The 15,652-nt window shown below is 39.3% G+C and carries 12 protein-coding genes and 1 pseudogene; 7 read left to right on the top strand and 6 right to left on the bottom strand.

What is annotated here, in order from left to right:
- Window positions 1-336 precede the first annotated feature (336 nt).
- Together AB3G38_RS12945 and AB3G38_RS12940 are read left to right on the top strand one after the other, a co-directional pair.
- A complete protein-coding gene (locus tag AB3G38_RS12945) occupies window positions 337-825 on the top strand; it encodes a cytidine deaminase (protein WP_367864321.1) in 489 nt (162 codons plus the stop codon).
- Window positions 826-932: 107 nt separating this feature from the next.
- Window positions 933-3,470, top strand: a pseudogene (locus tag AB3G38_RS12940) (DNA gyrase/topoisomerase IV subunit A); the annotation flags it as partial.
- Between the two features lie 731 nt (window positions 3,471-4,201).
- Here AB3G38_RS12940 and AB3G38_RS12935 read toward each other — a convergent pair.
- Together AB3G38_RS12935 and AB3G38_RS12930 are read right to left on the bottom strand one after the other, a co-directional pair.
- Complete coding sequence (locus tag AB3G38_RS12935) at window positions 4,202-4,792, bottom strand: HupE/UreJ family protein (RefSeq protein WP_367864320.1); 591 nt, start codon at window positions 4,790-4,792, stop codon at window positions 4,202-4,204.
- 168 nt (window positions 4,793-4,960) lie between these two features.
- The gene (locus AB3G38_RS12930; RefSeq protein ID WP_367864319.1) at window positions 4,961-6,013 is read right to left on the bottom strand and encodes a hypothetical protein; all 1,053 of its coding nucleotides are present in this window, start codon (window positions 6,011-6,013) and stop codon (window positions 4,961-4,963) included.
- A gap of 215 nt (window positions 6,014-6,228) precedes the next feature.
- Here AB3G38_RS12930 and AB3G38_RS12925 point away from each other — a divergent pair, with 215 nt between their 5' ends.
- Entirely contained in the window at window positions 6,229-7,380 is a 1,152-nt protein-coding gene (locus tag AB3G38_RS12925; RefSeq protein WP_367864318.1) for an HmuY family protein, read from the top strand.
- A 28-nt stretch (window positions 7,381-7,408) separates the two neighbouring features.
- Here AB3G38_RS12925 and AB3G38_RS12920 read toward each other — a convergent pair whose 3' ends face one another.
- The 3 genes from AB3G38_RS12920 to AB3G38_RS12910 are packed head-to-tail and all read right to left on the bottom strand — an operon-like array spanning window position 7,409 to window position 9,802.
- Complete coding sequence (locus AB3G38_RS12920) at window positions 7,409-8,296, bottom strand: class I SAM-dependent methyltransferase (protein WP_367864317.1); 888 nt, start codon at window positions 8,294-8,296, stop codon at window positions 7,409-7,411.
- Between the two features lie 22 nt (window positions 8,297-8,318).
- Window positions 8,319-9,071: an ABC transporter ATP-binding protein gene (locus tag AB3G38_RS12915; protein ID WP_367864316.1), complete on the bottom strand. Its 753-nt coding sequence runs from the start codon at window positions 9,069-9,071 to the stop codon at window positions 8,319-8,321.
- Window positions 9,068-9,802: an ABC transporter permease gene (locus AB3G38_RS12910; protein WP_111635822.1), complete on the bottom strand. Its 735-nt coding sequence runs from the start codon at window positions 9,800-9,802 to the stop codon at window positions 9,068-9,070. Before AB3G38_RS12910 ends, AB3G38_RS12915 begins: the two co-directional genes overlap by 4 nt.
- A gap of 319 nt (window positions 9,803-10,121) precedes the next feature.
- Between AB3G38_RS12910 and AB3G38_RS12905 the strand changes: the two genes are divergently transcribed.
- From AB3G38_RS12905 to ispG, 4 genes are all read left to right on the top strand, one after another.
- A complete protein-coding gene (locus AB3G38_RS12905; protein WP_367864315.1) occupies window positions 10,122-10,775 on the top strand; it encodes a PspC domain-containing protein in 654 nt (217 codons plus the stop codon).
- A gap of 21 nt (window positions 10,776-10,796) precedes the next feature.
- Entirely contained in the window at window positions 10,797-11,750 is a 954-nt protein-coding gene (locus AB3G38_RS12900) for a DUF5668 domain-containing protein (RefSeq protein WP_367864314.1), read from the top strand.
- 6 nt (window positions 11,751-11,756) lie between these two features.
- On the top strand, window positions 11,757-12,365 hold the full coding sequence (locus AB3G38_RS12895) for an RDD family protein (RefSeq protein WP_367864313.1): 609 nt from the start codon (window positions 11,757-11,759) through the stop codon (window positions 12,363-12,365).
- Window positions 12,366-12,789: 424 nt separating this feature from the next.
- Entirely contained in the window at window positions 12,790-14,748 is a 1,959-nt protein-coding gene (gene ispG / locus AB3G38_RS12890) for a (E)-4-hydroxy-3-methylbut-2-enyl-diphosphate synthase (protein WP_367864312.1), read from the top strand.
- Between the two features lie 45 nt (window positions 14,749-14,793).
- On the opposite strand, the gene AB3G38_RS12885 is transcribed toward ispG, so the two are convergent.
- The gene (locus AB3G38_RS12885) at window positions 14,794-15,624 is read right to left on the bottom strand and encodes an alpha/beta hydrolase family protein (protein WP_367864311.1); all 831 of its coding nucleotides are present in this window, start codon (window positions 15,622-15,624) and stop codon (window positions 14,794-14,796) included.
- Window positions 15,625-15,652 lie beyond the last annotated feature (28 nt).

Genomic DNA, 15,652 nt, shown 5'->3' with positions numbered 1-15,652 from the left:
TTTAACCTGTAGTATACTACAAATAAACCAAAACTTTGTTTAAATAAATATGACAATTCAGACAGGAAGGCCCTGGATCCGGATCTTTATGTATGGAATAGGAGAATTATAAATTATTCAGTGAAATGCTTTACAGATATTGACTGCGCCCAACTTACGCTGTGTACCTCTGTTATTGGTAATTTTTATCTATATTGGAAATAATATGTTTTATTGTTATATGTATTGTATTATTTGGGATCTGTTCAAATTAACAACGTATATTGTGAGCCCTAATTTTTACCAGCTATAGACCATCAATAATGAGGTCTGCTGTATTTTAATTTTTAAATTAATATGAATAAACTAAATATTTCCATTGCTTATGAATCTTACGATCAGTTAGAAGAACTGAATGCAGTTGATCAATCCTTATGTGTGCAAGCAAAGGAAGCACTTAAGACCTCTTACTCTCCATATTCTAATTTTAAAGTAGCCACTGCGGTAAGGTTAAATGATGGTGTGGTTGTTTCCGGCAGTAACCAGGAAAATCTGGCTTATCCATCCGGGCTTTGTGCAGAACGCGTAGCTCTTTTTACAATCGGCGCAACTTATCCAAATGCGATTATAGAAAGTATGGCAATTACTGCCCATACCGATAACTTTAAAATTGAGCAGCCTATTACCTGCTGCGGTGCTTGTTTACAAGTGATGGCCGAATTTGAAAGGAAACAGCATAAAGAGATAGAAGTGATTTTCTATTGTCTGGACGGTAAGGTTCTAAAAGTGAAAGGGATCAGAAGTTTACTTCCTTTTGTGTTTGTAGAAGATCGTCTGGCAGTATAATTCCGGAATCCAGGCACTGCATCAGTTTTTTTTAAAACTGTTGGGAAATTGTGTTCTCAAAATTTGAGCGGATGCCTTATCTTTACGCCATCCAAACCCCTTTCTTGATGAGCGACGAATTAGATAATAACGTAAACGAAGAGACAAAACATACCGTAATACCTATTAATGGCCTTTACGAGAACTGGTTCCTCGATTATGCCTCTTATGTAATTTTAGACCGGGCAGTACCCCATATTAATGATGGACTGAAGCCTGTTCAGCGTAGAATTATGCATTCGCTGAAAGAGATGGATGACGGACGTTTCAATAAGGCAGCCAATGTGATTGGAAATACCATGAAGTATCACCCGCACGGGGATGCTTCTATTGGGGATGCCATGGTGCAAATCGGTCAGAAAGACCTGCTGATTGACTGTCAGGGTAACTGGGGAGATCCGATTACCGGAGATAGTGCAGCTGCGCCGCGTTATATTGAAGCGCGTCTGTCAAAATTTGCTACAGAAGTTGTTTTTAATGCAGATACAACTATCTGGCAATTAAGTTATGATGGCCGGAATAATGAACCGCTTACTTTACCCGTAAAATTCCCGCTGTTATTGGCGCAGGGAGCTGAAGGGATTGCAGTAGGTTTGGCTACTAAAGTTATGCCGCATAACTTTATTGAATTACTTGATGCTTCTATTGCCATCCTTCAGGGTGAAAAACCTAATATCCTTCCCGACTTCTTTACCGGAGGTATGGCAGATTTTTCTGCTTATAACGAAGGAATGCGTGGTGGTAAGATTCGTGTACGTGCTAAAATCACTGAAAAAGACAAGAAGACCCTGGTCATTACTGAAATTCCTTACAGCACCACTACAGGCTCTGTAATTGACAGTATACTTTCTGCCAATGATAAAGGTAAAATCAAAATCAAGAAGATTGAAGATAATACAGCCGCGCATGTGGAAATTGTCATTCAGCTTGCTCCGGGTATATCTCCGGATGTAACTATAGATGCATTATACGCATTTACTTCCTGTGAGGTTTCTATCTCTCCGAATACCTGTATCATTAAAGATGACAAACCTCAGTTCCTGAGTGTGAATACTATCCTGGTAGAAAATACTCAGAATACTAAAAATCTGTTAAAACAGGAGCTTGAAATCAAACTGCATGAGCTTCAGGAAAAGATTTTCTTCAGTTCTTTATTGAAGATCTTCATTCAGGAAGGCATGTACAAGCATGCTGAATATGAGAATGCAAGTAATTTCGATGCCGTAGTAGAAGTGCTGAATATATTATTTACCCCTTTCAAGGAGCAATTATACAGAGAAATCCTGCCAGAAGATTTTAAAAAGCTGATCGATAAACCGATGAGCAGTATCACCCGTTTTGATGTTAAAAAAGCGGATGATCAGATGAAAGCACTGGCCGATGATATTAAGGTAGTGAAAAATCACCTTCGTCATCTGACCGATTATGCAATTGCATGGTATCAGAAATTAAAAGATAAATACGGAAAAGGCAGAGAACGTAAAACGGAGATCCGCCTGTTTGACAGGGTGGAAGCTTCCAAAGTTGCTTTAGCCAACGTTAAACTTTATATGAACCGGGAAGACGGTTTTATCGGAACGGGACTTAAAAAAGATGAATTTATTGCAGACTGTTCTGATCTGGATGAGATTATTGTTTTCAGAGAAGACGGTAAATGCACGATTACTAAAGTAGCAGATAAAACATTTGTAGGAAAAGGAATCGTGTACGCACAGGTCTTTAAAAAGAATGATGAACGTACCATTTATAACCTGATTTACAAAGACGGGGCAAGCGGTACTTCTTATATCAAGCGTTTCGCTGTGATGGGGGTTACCCGCGACAAAGAATACGACTTGACAAAAGGAACTAAAGGGTCGAAGATGTTATATTTCACACCTAATCCTAACGGAGAGGCTGAGATTGTTACCATACTGCTTAAACCGCATACTAAGCTGAAGAAGTTACAGTTTGATATTGACTTCGCAGATATTGCGATCAAAGGACGCGCTTCTCAGGGAAATATTGTTTCTAAATATCCTATCAAGAAAGTTTTACTGAAGAGTAAAGGTGTTTCTACATTATCGGGCCTGAAAATCTGGTATGATGATTTATTAAGAAGATTAAATGTTGACGGAAGAGGTAAATACCTGGGTGAATTTGATGGCGACGACAAAATTCTGCAAGTACATAAAGAAGGCTGGTATGAGCTGAGTTCTTTCGAATTGAGTAACCATTTCGATGCTGATTTACTGCTGATCCAGAAATTTGATCCGGAAAAAGCATTTGCGGTTGTACAGTATGAAGGAAAAGCTAAGAATTACTTTATTAAACGCTTTGTTTTTGAACCTATTGCAATTGGCAAAAAGCAAACGCTGATTAGTGAAGAAACTGGTTCCAGATTCCTTCACCTGACCAGTAATCCTGAAGCGACATTAACAGTTGATGTGTTAAAAGGCAAAACACAGATCCCTGAGACATTGGAAATCGTGCTGGCAGACTTTATAGATGTAAAAGGTATTAAAGCTAATGGTAACCGGTTGAGTCAGCATGAGGTGAAAAATATCGCCATCAGTAATGCTGAGGAGAACGAGCCTGTTCTGGAAGAACTTAAAGAAAGTAACGTTGCAGCAGGAGAAGTTGCTGAAGATGACCAGGAATCACCGGCTTCAGTAGAATCTGCCGGAGCTGAAACAACTGTTGCTGCCGAAACCGAAACTCAGGAGCAGATGGAAGTTGTTGATGAAACTGAAACTGAGGATGAAGTGACGTCAGTTGAAGAAGCTGCATCAATTGAAAAGGTTATGGAAGAAACAGCTGAAGAAGTAATTCCTGAAGAAGCAAGCGTAGAAACTGAAGATACCGTTACAGACAATCAGGAAAGTTCTTCCGTAGCTGAGGAGGAAAAAGTTGCTCCTGTTGTTAAAAAAGAATGGATCAGGCAGGAAAATACAATTCAGCCTGTTGAAGAAGCAGATAAAGCGGTACGAACTCCGGTTAAACGCACTAAGAAAGCAGAAGCATCAGTTACTCCGCAAGTAGAGGGAACACCAGTTGCTCCTGTGGAATCAGCGGAACTTGTTACTCCCGAAGTGATAGCAACACCATTGGTTCCTGTCAAAGCAGAAGTACCAGTTATTCCGGAAGTTGTGGAAACACCAATCACTCCTGTTGAAGTACAAGCAGAAGTTACTCCTGAAAAAACTGAAACACCAGTAGTTAAACCGGCAAAGCAAAAGAAAACGGACGATGCTAAAAGTAAAGTGACCAAAGAAGCTTCACTGAATAAAAATGTTAAATTCGAGATCACTAATCCTGATGACGTAGAGATCGATGATAAAGGTCAGCTTGGCTTATTCTAACGGAATAAGTCAGGCCACCGCTCTGCGGCCATAATAAACGAGATACCAAATATTGCGGAAGACAGGAAGAAATTCCAATCCCACTTTTTGACCTTGAAGATATTGAGCAGGACAAAAGAAATAAGCAATATTCCGGTTACGATAAGAACCTGACCGAATTCCAGCCCGATATTGAAAGCAAATAACTCTGCTACAATATTGGTGCTTTTGCCAAGCAGGCTGTTCAGGTAATTGGAAAAACCCATTCCATGGATCAATCCAAAGAAAAGTGCAAGTATATACTTTAATTGTACCCCTTTAGGCTTTGACGACTTTCCACTAAGAATATTTGAAGCCGCAGTAATCAATATCGTTACTGGAATCAGGAATTCAATCAGATTAGTTTTGACTATGATTACTTTCAGTACGCTTAGTGCAAGTGTAATACTGTGGCCAATTGTGAAAGCAGTGACCAGTAATAATACTCTCTTCCAATCTGTTAAAGTATAGGCTCCACATAAAACTATTACAAAAAGAATATGATCGTATCCCTTCCAGTTTAATATATGCTGCCAGCCCAATTCGAAGTATAAAGAGAAATCCTGCATAGACCAAACTTATTAATTTTAATTAACAATGAAAGTATAATTGTGGTGTCTCCAGGCGAAGGAACGGTTATATTACAGGATAACCGTTTTAGGTATCCGATTTGGAGGAATAAAAAAACGCTCTGTTAATCAATAACAGAGCGTTTCTTATCTAAAAATGAGGCAGGCCTACTGATACTGTATATATACAGGTATTGGTGTAAGTTTCATTAATTCTTCTGGTGTCATTAATTTGTTTGGTGCTTTTTTCAAATCATTTTTATAGAACAATTTGAAACCTGTGAACTCAACAGGTTCGCTAAAGATAAAGTGACGGTAAGTCCCTTTTTTAAGGTCAGGTTCTCCCCATCCATCCATATGCATTACGATTTGAACTTCAGGACGTAGCTTGATGTTCTTGTAATTGGTAATCATTTTCTTTGTAAAACGGTGAACAGTAAAAACCTTTGGAGGCAAATTGTATTTTTTTACCAGGTTAGCAAGGAATTGTGAACAGTAATTGATATCAGCAGCATCATATGTACCAATTCTTTTTCCTGGTTTCACGCCTTCTTTCATAGAGAATTCAGGATCTATTCCTAAATGAACATTTGGCATTTTCAGATATTTTTCCAACAAAGGCAATTCATCTCTGATTGTGCTTAACGATACTTGAATATCAAGGAACACAATCATATTTTTGCGCATTCTTGAAATAGCCAGTACAGAATCAATTTGTTTATCCGGCATTCTGAATCTATGTTTGCCATCTTTACCAGGGTCACCCTGAGCTACTACAGCAATATAGTGTAAAGCAGGCTGAACAGGGGTAGAAGGATCAGCCTTTTCCCATTTCTTAACTTCAACATCCAGTCTGGATAACATTTCTTTAGGTGCATATTCCCCTAAAGCACCCATTCTTTTTGAATATATATTTCCGTAGTAAGCAACGATCCTTTTGTAAGGTAAAATGGCACCCGGCAGTGGATAAGGCTGAGGCTTAACCGGCCATCTTCCAGTAGTATCTCCATGCGCAAGCTTAACCATTAAAGCATTGTATTTTGCAGTATCAATAGGTTTGCGTGAGGTATCAGTAACAGCAACTTCCGAAGAATCTCCTGATGCATTTATAGTCGTTTTTGTTTTGTCACCTTTTTTATCAGTACTGGAAGTACAATTGGCAAAAAGGGTAATCGTTGTAAATGCAATTAATAATGTTCCCGCGAGTTGTGGTATTTTCATAGGTTATAAAGTGATTTAAGTATGAATTCGTGTGGTTGCAAAACTACACATTCAGCTGACAAAATCTCTAATCCATAAAAGAATTATCAGATTAATAAGAGCCAGGCCGCTGAAACTGAGATAATCTGCCTATTCTGCGCCAGATTTGTGAAAAATTCAAGATCAGGAATATTATCTTTACGCTTCTTAGCGTTTTAGAGGACTAGAGATTTAACATGAATAAAAATAATATACTTATTATTTGCTGCTGTGTAGTTTTTGCTTTTGCAGGATGTAAAAAAGACAGTGTTGACTACAAATACCCGCAGCCATATGCAGGGCAACAGGCAACACTTCCTGGTGTGGCCGGAACTGAACTTGGTCTGAATGCAGCTAACAGTGTTTTTGTCGATTTTAGTAAAGGTGTAGTGACTCCCATCAGACGTGCAAACTGGGATCTTGGACTTTATCCTGGTGCAGATTTTAAAGTTATTCTCAACCACACTATGGGGGCTTTGGCTTTTGATACGGGTAAGCAAAACTTTGCAAATGTTTTGCAGGCCGATTCCATTGCGATAATGTCGTCTTTAAAACTTGATGCTGCCGGCAGTTCAAAATATGCAGATCCTGTGACCGGTACAGCGGCTGATTATTTAGCTAAGCTGGTGACATTGAAAGTTGGAGAAACTGAAGCAACCAGCAATATCTATATTATTAACAGTGGTTATGCAGGAGTTCCGGCACTGACTAATGCGATACCAGCAACTCCAACCACACCTTTTATTCCACCTGTGCCATTTAAAAGACCCTGGTATAAAGTAAAAGTTTATAAAGGGAATAATGGGTACCGCATTAAGTATGCTTCGATGTTCAATGACAATCCCGCTTTTACAGAATTTACAGTGAATAAAGATTTATCCTATAATTTTAACTATTTCAGTTTTACACAGTTGTCTACTGCCGGAGAGCCTGCACAATCATTATGGGATATAGAATGGACCTGGACTACCAGTAAAAGTACAGATGGTACAGTAGCCACAGCAACCCACGATTTTGTACTGATTAATTTTTTAGGAGGCGTAAGCGCTGCTGAAGTAAAGATTGTGAATCAGGCTGCGAATGAATATGAGAATTTTAATAAAGATAAGCTGACTGGATTAACCTATTTGAATACCCGTGAAGCTATCGGGGTAAAGTGGAGATCACTGACAGCAGATAACAGGCCTATTGTCAACAGAGATCGTTTTTATGTGGTTAAAGATGCTGATGGGAATGTTTATAAACTCAGGTTTGTGAGTTCCAGTAATGCTGACGGGGGAGTTATAGGTAATCCTGTGATAGAATACAGGCTGGTAGAGGGGGCAATAACTCCCGGGGTCACCCAATAATCAGTTCAGGTCATTGTACTTTCTCTTCTTAAGAAGAGAAAGTATTAAATTTTCCAAAAACACCCAGTGGTAATTTTATTCCTGAAGTAGCCTGAAGATATAATTCACCAGTTTCAAGATTTTTCACCTGAGGGAAAGAAGTCTTAATCAGGTTTTCAACAATTACAGAAGAGAACCCTAACGAATACGTATTCAGAATCAGGAAGTGCTCCTCCTCATCCAGTAACTGTACTACATCCTGCATCATTTCCTGGATATGATCTTCCAGTTTCCATTTCTCTCCATTTGGGCCATGTCCGAATGCAGGGGGGTCTAAAATGATACCATTATATTTTTTACCGCGTTTCAATTCACGCTTTACAAATTTCAAAGCATCTTCCACAACCCATCTCACATCTTTTAACTGGGATAACTCCTGGTTTTCGTTTGCCCAGTTGACTACCTGTTTGATAGAATCCACGTGTGTAGTATCTGCACCTGAAGCTTGTGCAATCAATGATGCTGCACCTGTATAAGCAAAAAGGTTAAGTACTTTCGGTTTTGGATTTTTAAATTTTTTAATGGAAGAAGAGATATAATCCCAGTTCACTGCCTGCTCAGGGAAAACACCTACATGTTTAAAAGAGGTTAAACCAAGACGCAGGTTAATCTTTACCTCCTCATTCCTGTATTCTACATTCCAGCGGTCAGGAACGTTTCCAGTAGATTTTACCCATTCTCCGGAAGTTGCAGAGCGACCTTTAAACCTGATATGTGTTAATTTTTTCCATTCCTGTTCAGGAAGCATTTTTTTCCACACAGCCTGAGGCTCAGGTCTGCAAAGGATCAGATTGCCAAAGCGTTCTAATTTTTCAAAATCTCCACAGTCAATCAACTCATAATCTTTCCAGTGCGTGGGGGTAAGTAGGCTTATCATAAATATTTTTGTACAAATGTTATTAAAAGTTTTTCTTGGCAGCTTTCATAAAACGGCTGGCAAAAACAAAATCATTAAGTTCTGCAATGTCAGTATGGGCAATTTCTTTATTAGAACCCTCCCAGAATTTTTTTCCTTCGTGTAAGAAAAGAATATAATCACCAATGCCCATTACCGAGTTCATATCGTGGGTAACTACAATGGTAGTGGTATTGTATTCTTCTGTGATCTCTTTAATCAGCTCATCGATCACGATAGATGTTTTCGGATCAAGTCCTGAGTTAGGCTCATCAACAAAAAGATATTTAGGGTTCATGGCAATCGCACGGGCAATTCCCACACGCTTTTTCATTCCTCCTGAAAGTTCAGCCGGAAACAGTTTGTTTTTACCTTCCAGGTTAACCCTTTCCAGACAAAAATTAACGCGTTCCAGTTTTTCTTTAAAGCTGTGATCGGTAAACATATTCAGGGGAAACATAATGTTCTCTTCCACGGTCATCGAGTCAAAAAGTGCTGAACCTTGGAAAAGCATGCCGATTTCTTTACGGATTTCAATACGCTGTTCGAAATCCATATCAATGAACTCTCTTCCATCATATTGTACACTTCCTTTCTCAGGCGTATGTAAACCTATCATGCATTTCAGCAAAGTAGTTTTTCCTGAACCTGAGCCACCAATGATCAAATTCGTTAATCCTTCTTTGAATGTACCTGATATACCTTTCAGGACAGTATTGGACCCGAAAGATTTTTCAATGTCTTTGATTTCGATCATAATAATAATTGGGTTACAATGTAATCGCAGGCCAGGATACTGATACAGCTTACTACAACTGCTCTTGTACTTGCCTGAGCTACTTCTAATGCACCACCCTTAACGTAAAAACCTTCGTATGCAGGAACTGTGGTAATGATAAAACCAAAAACAAATGCTTTGACCAGTGCCACAACAATAGTATAAGGGTTAAAATCAGTGGTAATACCCTGAATATATTCAGCAGGTGTTACTGCGCCTGATAAAGTACCACCTAAATAACCACCGGTAATACTTAATACCATGGCAAAAATTACCAGAACCGGTACCATCGTAATCCCTGCAATCAGTTTAGGCAGAATCAGATAACCAGGTGAATTGATCCCCATAATCTCCAATGCATCAATCTGCTCACTCACCCGCATGGTACCAATTTCCGAAGAAATAGCAGAACCAATTTTACCCGCAAGTACAATTGCTGTAATTGTCGGGCTGAGTTCCAGGATACTTGAATCCCGTGTAACCGAACCAATAATAGTTTTAGGTATAAAGTCACTCACCAGCTGGAAGGCGATTTGTAAAGTCATAACCGCCCCGATAAAGGTAGAAATGATAGCAATCAAACCAAGGGAGCCGACACCTACAAAATCCATCTGTTGAAAAATGGCCTTAAGATATATTTTAAATTTTTCGGGTTTCCTGAAAACTGCTCTCAACAGCAACAGATATCTACCAAAATTGGTGAAGTTCATTCAGTAAGAAATTAGCTAATGTATTAATACTATAATAATACAAAGAAACAACAAAAAATGTTGTGGGTTTGTTTATTTCAAAAAAATATTCTGCTATTTGATGAATAATGCGGTTTTTTGCAGCCGCTTAGGACTTGAGCTATAGCATTGTTAATGTCGGAAAAAAATGCTTTGCAGAGTTTTGTAACTAAATAGTACTTGCTCAGTCTTAATTGTGTATTGAGGCTTAATCAATGTTTATAGCTTATCAAACTTAAACATTATAAATGTTGTTAAGACCGTTAATGATTTTATTGTTAATAAAATAGGAGAGTGATTTATGGAAAACAGATTGTTAAGAAACGAACATGATAAAATAATTGCAGGCGTTTCATCGGGATTAGCAGAGTATATGCAGGTAGATGTAACTATCATCAGGTTGTTATTTGTATTGTCAACTATATTTTTGGTTGGAACTGGTATCGTGGTTTATCTGGTGATGTGGATTGTAGTGCCGGTAAACAATGATCCGGCTGCGAAATTTTCAAAGTTTAATGATTATTTCAAAAAACAGAATGATTTTCAGGGATTTAATACGCCACCTCCATCTGGACAGGAGCAGCCGTTTTCAGCAGCCGGGAACCCGGATGTGAAAAGTGCCCCTGCACAGGACTGGCAGAACCCGATAGATTTTAAATCTTTACCTAAGAATAATGATACAGGACGGACTGTAGGAGGATTAGTTTTGCTGGTGATTGGTTTATTTTGTCTGATGAATGAGTTCGATCTGATTCCTTACTGGGTCAGGTTAGATAAATTGTGGCCTTTATTCTTCGTTGCGATCGGTTTAAGTTTTATTTTGAAAGCTAAACGCCAGAATAAATGGGTAGACTGGAAGGATAAACAGGCTGAAGATGTTAAAACTACAGCAGAGCAGCCTGTTGCCCAGGAAACTGCAAAACCTGCTGATCAGGCTCCGGAAAATCAATTGTAAACCTGCTAACTTAAATATATTATGAAACTGAATAGAGTAATGTGGGGCATAATACTACTGTTTGTAGGTGCGGTCCTTTTGTTAGAGAATTTTAATGTGATTACTTTTTACTGGAGAAATATATGGAGCTTCTGGCCTGTGTTTTTGATCATTGCCGGTGTAAATATCCTGTTTAACAGGAACAAGTCAGAAACTGGAAACATGATTTCTCTTGGGGTACTGGTATTGATGCTGGGTTTTATGTTCTACAAGGGGCAACAGCCTCCGCTTCATAAAAATTGGATTGGTGATCGTCTAGGTAAAGATCTGGATCTTGATTTAGATAGTGCCGGGGATGAAGATGCGCAGAATATCAAATTTACGGAGCCATTTGTTGCGGCCGACAGTTTGAAAAAAACTGTGCTTAATATTTCTGGCGGAGGAACGTCTTTTAATTTGAAGGGGGAAACTCAGGAGTTGATCACAGCAGATGTAGAGCGCAAAAATGGGAATTTTATTTTGCAGAAAGAGAGTTCAGATTCTGTAAATACAGTGACCTTTAAAATGAAGGATAAGAAAGGAAACTGGTCTCTTGGCAATGGAGGAAACAATGTAGAGTTGAGTTTGAATAAAAAACCAGAATGGACTGTGAATATGAATATGGGCGCCGGTGAGGTAGATTTGGATTTGACAGCTTATAAGGTGAGAAGTTTCAGGTTTGATGGTGGTGCGGCTTCTGTTGACCTTACGTTAGGGGATTTATTGCCTGTTACTGATGTGGTGGTTAAAACTGGTGTTGCTTCGATAGAAATCACTATTCCTGAAGCATCGGGTTGCAGAATCATCACTAAAACGGGGCTTTCTGCAAAAGACTTCCCTGGTTTTATCAAGATTGACAATAATAATTATGAGACTTCAAATTATAAAACAGCTGCGAAAAAGATTTTTATTAATCTGGATGGTGGATTGAGTAATTTTGAAGTAACCAGAAATTAACAGCTATTGGAACCTAACTATATTGTTGTCGTCAATGGAAAGCCTGAGGGGCCATACGATTTTGAACATTTAAAGCAGATGAATATTGTAGCGGGAACCTTTGTGAGGAAACCCGGAATGGACGATTATAAAGAAGCGCACGAGTTCCCTGAACTCCGTGCGCTTTTTGGTTTCAGTTATGAACAGACTGCTCCGCAGTATTTTGCTTCATTTGATCAGCGTTTGCTGGCTGCCGTGATTGATTACTTCATTTTGTTTTTGGTTTACATTGTGTTGATACTTTGCTGTTTTATGTTTGTGAAGGGGCAGGGTGAAAGGATTTCATTTGCGTTGTTGCTTTTGCCGCTGATCCCGGTGTTCAAGTTTGTTTATGGTGTTTTTGCGGAGGCTTCTGCCAGGCAGGGCACGATTGGTAAAAGATTGTTAAGTATTAAGGTGACGGATATGGGAGGGGCAAGGGTAAGTATTGGTTTGTCTTTCTTAAGGAACCTGGGGAAGGTTTTATCTGTCGCTCCATTGTTTTTTGGGTATCTGTATAGTTTTTTGAATAAGAAGCAACAGTGTTTTCACGATGTTGCTGCGCGCACTTTGGTTATCAAGGATCGCCTGATCTAAAAATAAAAAAGGAATAGCCATATTCCGGCCGACGTTCATGAAGAATGAACAATGTCCGGAATATGGCTATTCCTTTTTTATTTTTTCTCTTCCACCATTTATTGGGATTACACAGTTTCAAACCTTTATTTAAAACGTGGCCTTGGTGTATAGAACAGGTGTTGAAACCGGGTTAAATAGTGCCTTGGAATGACCTTGCAATGACCTGGGTCATTCCAACCCCCATCCCAAGGTTATCTCAATGACGCTTTAATAGGCCTTCAGACCACTATTGTAGTATAAGTTGATGTCATTTTGGAGTTTCGAAGATTAATTCCTGAATCATTTATTATTTGGAACTTATCTGAATTCACATACAAAATTTAATCTTTATAATTTCTATGTGAATTCACATACAAAACATAATCTTTATCTTTGTGGCCTTATGGAAAACGTAGCAGCACAAAAAGAATTAGCCGGAGGGTATTGTAATCATCTAAACCAGTATTCCAGGTTCTTAACTCGTGAGGTTTCTATAGGGGATATCCCTATGGGCGGATTGAATCCGATCAGGATACAATCTATGACCACTACTGACACTATGGATACGCTGGGGACGGTAGAACAGACCATCAGAATGGTAGAGTCTGGCTGTGAATATGTAAGAATCACAGCGCCGAGTATGAAGGAAGCTGAGAATCTGGCTAATATCAAAAAGGAGCTGAGGTTCAGAGGCTATAATGTTCCTTTAGTAGCCGATATACATTTTACACCTAATGCTGCTGAAGCTGCAGCCCGTATTGTGGAGAAGGTGAGGGTTAATCCGGGTAATTATGCGGATAAGAAACGTTTTGAAAATATAGAATATACACAGCTGGCTTATCAGGCCGAGCTGGAAAGAATTTATAAGAAGTTTTCACCTTTAGTGAAAATTTGTAAGGAATATGGTACTGCAATGCGTATTGGTACCAATCACGGTTCGTTATCGGACAGGATTATGAGCCAGTACGGAGATACGCCACGCGGGATGGTGGAGTCAGCCATGGAATTTATGAGGATCTGTGAGGATCTGAATTATTATAACCTGGTGATTTCAATGAAAGCGAGCAATACACAGGTGATGGTTCAGGCTTATCGTTTGCTGGTAGAAACCATGGTGAAGGAGGGGATGAATTATCCGCTGCACCTTGGGGTTACTGAAGCGGGTGATGGAGAGGATGGAAGAATCAAGTCTGCAGTTGGTATTGGTACTTTACTGGAAGATGGTTTAGGCGATACGATCAGGGTTTCTCTGACAGAAGATCCTGAATTTGAAGCTCCTGTAGCTAAAGCATTAGCTGATCGTTATGTAAAACGCGCGCTGAATAGCGTAGAGAAGGAAAAGATTGAGATCCGGGATCTGCCTTATAATCCTTATGAATATAACCGCAGGGTGACTTTACCGGTACAGCATATCGGAGGACATCATCATCCGGTAGTGATGCTCGATGTGTCTTCGAAGAATTTAAAGGATCCTTATTTCCTGACTGAGGTTGGGTATAAATACAGTGCAGGACTGGATAAATATAATATGGCTGATCAGGCTTGTGACCTTGTTTATTTGGGTGATGAGCTGCCTTCTTTCTCTTTTCCGGGGAATCTGCGCCAGATTTATAATTACAGCACATGGTTAGTGCTGAAGGATAAAAGTAATTGTCATCCGCTGATTAAACTGGAAGATTATGCATCGGCCGGTCAGAAAGATCCTATCCTGAATCTTGTGAGTGTCAATGCAAAGGATTATAGTCAGGTTTTGCTGTCACTGTTAGATGAAACTGTGGTACTGGTGCTGGAAACTTCTTCGGAAGAGGGAACCATTGAGCAGCGAGCTTTTTTTATTGAGTTGCTGAATAGCGGAAATCAGATTCCTGTAATTATCAGGAGATCTTATGCGGCAATTAGTGCAGATGATCTGCAATTATATGCGGCAACTGATTTAGGAGCGTTGTTTACGGATGGTCTTGGTGACGGGGTTTGGATTGATGCTCCTGAAGCGGTTGGTCTTCCAATGATGAATTCTACAAGTTTTGGAATTTTGCAGGCTACCCGGACGAGGATTTCTAAAACAGAATATATTTCTTGTCCAAGTTGTGGCAGAACATTGTTTGATTTACAGGAAACCACACAATTGATCCGTTCCAGAACTGATCATTTGAAAGGGATCAAAATCGGGATTATGGGCTGTATTGTAAATGGGCCTGGTGAAATGGCAGATGCCGACTATGGTTATGTAGGTACAGGCCCTGGTAAAATCACTTTATACCGCGGTAAAGAAGTGGTGAAAAAAAATGTGAGCTCTGCCAAAGCACTTGATGATCTGATTGATCTGATCAGAGAAGATGGTAATTGGACAGAAGTGAGATAAATTTGATTTGTAATCAAAAATATGGATTGCCAGCCCTGTATGAATTTACAGGCTGGCATTTTTAATGAAGGCAAGTGTTTTTTCACACACTTCCAGCAATTGAGCAGGTAGTTCGGTTGCCGTATAAGGATGTGAGGCGCCAAAAACATGATTTGCACCTTTGATTTTCTGCAATTGGGCATTTGGTTGTGCTTGCGCAAGCTCTTGTGCTACGCTGAATTTTACATTGACGTCATCATCACCATGCAAAATTAACCAGGGAATTTTAACCTGCCTGGCAGCATGCAGCAGATCGAATTCACTTTGATGCGCCTTGAAATCTTCTAGCAGCGTACTATTTAAAGGCATTTTTTCTTTTGTTCTTGCATTTTCCACAAAGATTCTTCCTGTAGATAACCATTCTTTCTCTTGCTCTTTTTTCCATAAAGAACTAAAGTCTGAAATGGCAGACCAGGTAATGATTTTCTGAATACGTTCATCGGACGCACCTTTTAAAATCACTAAAGCACCACCACGGCTATGACCAATCACATAAATAGGTGTTAATGGATAGGTATGGGCAATATAATTAAGGGCGGTATCTACGTCTTTAAGCTCCATACTGACTGTGTTTGCAGCAAATGCTTCTAAATCGGTAACATCATCAGGTTTTTGATCCGTTACGCCGCTATGACTCAGGTTAAATTTGAAATAACGGTAACCATTGGAAGCAAAATAGGAGGCTACCAGGTTATGTGCACCCCAATCTTTAAATCCTTTGAAGCCATGTACAAATAAAATGCAAGGTTGATTTGTCTGGTTATCGTCATAGGTAAGGTCACCAGAAATGGTTTTATCTTTGGATCCGGACAGAATAAAGTGCTCTTTTTTAATCATAACTTTCTTTTATAGCTGGTTAGCTTAT

The sequence above is a fragment of the Pedobacter sp. WC2423 genome (assembly GCF_040822065.1).
Classification (GTDB): domain Bacteria; phylum Bacteroidota; class Bacteroidia; order Sphingobacteriales; family Sphingobacteriaceae; genus Pedobacter.
Note: the sequence above shows the minus strand (reverse complement) of the source record. Positions and strands in the feature narration are given on the sequence as shown.

Excerpts from the sequence above, each read along its gene's own strand:
- AB3G38_RS12910 (WP_111635822.1), bottom strand. The coding sequence starts at position 9,802 with ATGAACTTCACCAATTTTGGTAGATATCTGTTGCTGTTGAGAGCAGTT.
- AB3G38_RS12930 (WP_367864319.1), bottom strand. The coding sequence starts at position 6,013 with ATGAAAATACCACAACTCGCGGGAACATTATTAATTGCATTTACAACG.
- ispG (WP_367864312.1), top strand. The coding sequence starts at position 12,790 with ATGGAAAACGTAGCAGCACAAAAAGAATTAGCCGGAGGGTATTGTAAT.
- AB3G38_RS12920 (WP_367864317.1), bottom strand. The coding sequence starts at position 8,296 with ATGATAAGCCTACTTACCCCCACGCACTGGAAAGATTATGAGTTGATT.
- AB3G38_RS12905 (WP_367864315.1), top strand. The coding sequence starts at position 10,122 with ATGGAAAACAGATTGTTAAGAAACGAACATGATAAAATAATTGCAGGC.
- AB3G38_RS12915 (WP_367864316.1), bottom strand. The coding sequence starts at position 9,071 with ATGATCGAAATCAAAGACATTGAAAAATCTTTCGGGTCCAATACTGTC.
- AB3G38_RS12900 (WP_367864314.1), top strand. The coding sequence starts at position 10,797 with ATGAAACTGAATAGAGTAATGTGGGGCATAATACTACTGTTTGTAGGT.
- AB3G38_RS12945 (WP_367864321.1), top strand. The coding sequence starts at position 337 with ATGAATAAACTAAATATTTCCATTGCTTATGAATCTTACGATCAGTTA.
- AB3G38_RS12925 (WP_367864318.1), top strand. The coding sequence starts at position 6,229 with ATGAATAAAAATAATATACTTATTATTTGCTGCTGTGTAGTTTTTGCT.
- AB3G38_RS12935 (WP_367864320.1), bottom strand. The coding sequence starts at position 4,792 with ATGCAGGATTTCTCTTTATACTTCGAATTGGGCTGGCAGCATATATTA.
- AB3G38_RS12885 (WP_367864311.1), bottom strand. The coding sequence starts at position 15,624 with ATGATTAAAAAAGAGCACTTTATTCTGTCCGGATCCAAAGATAAAACC.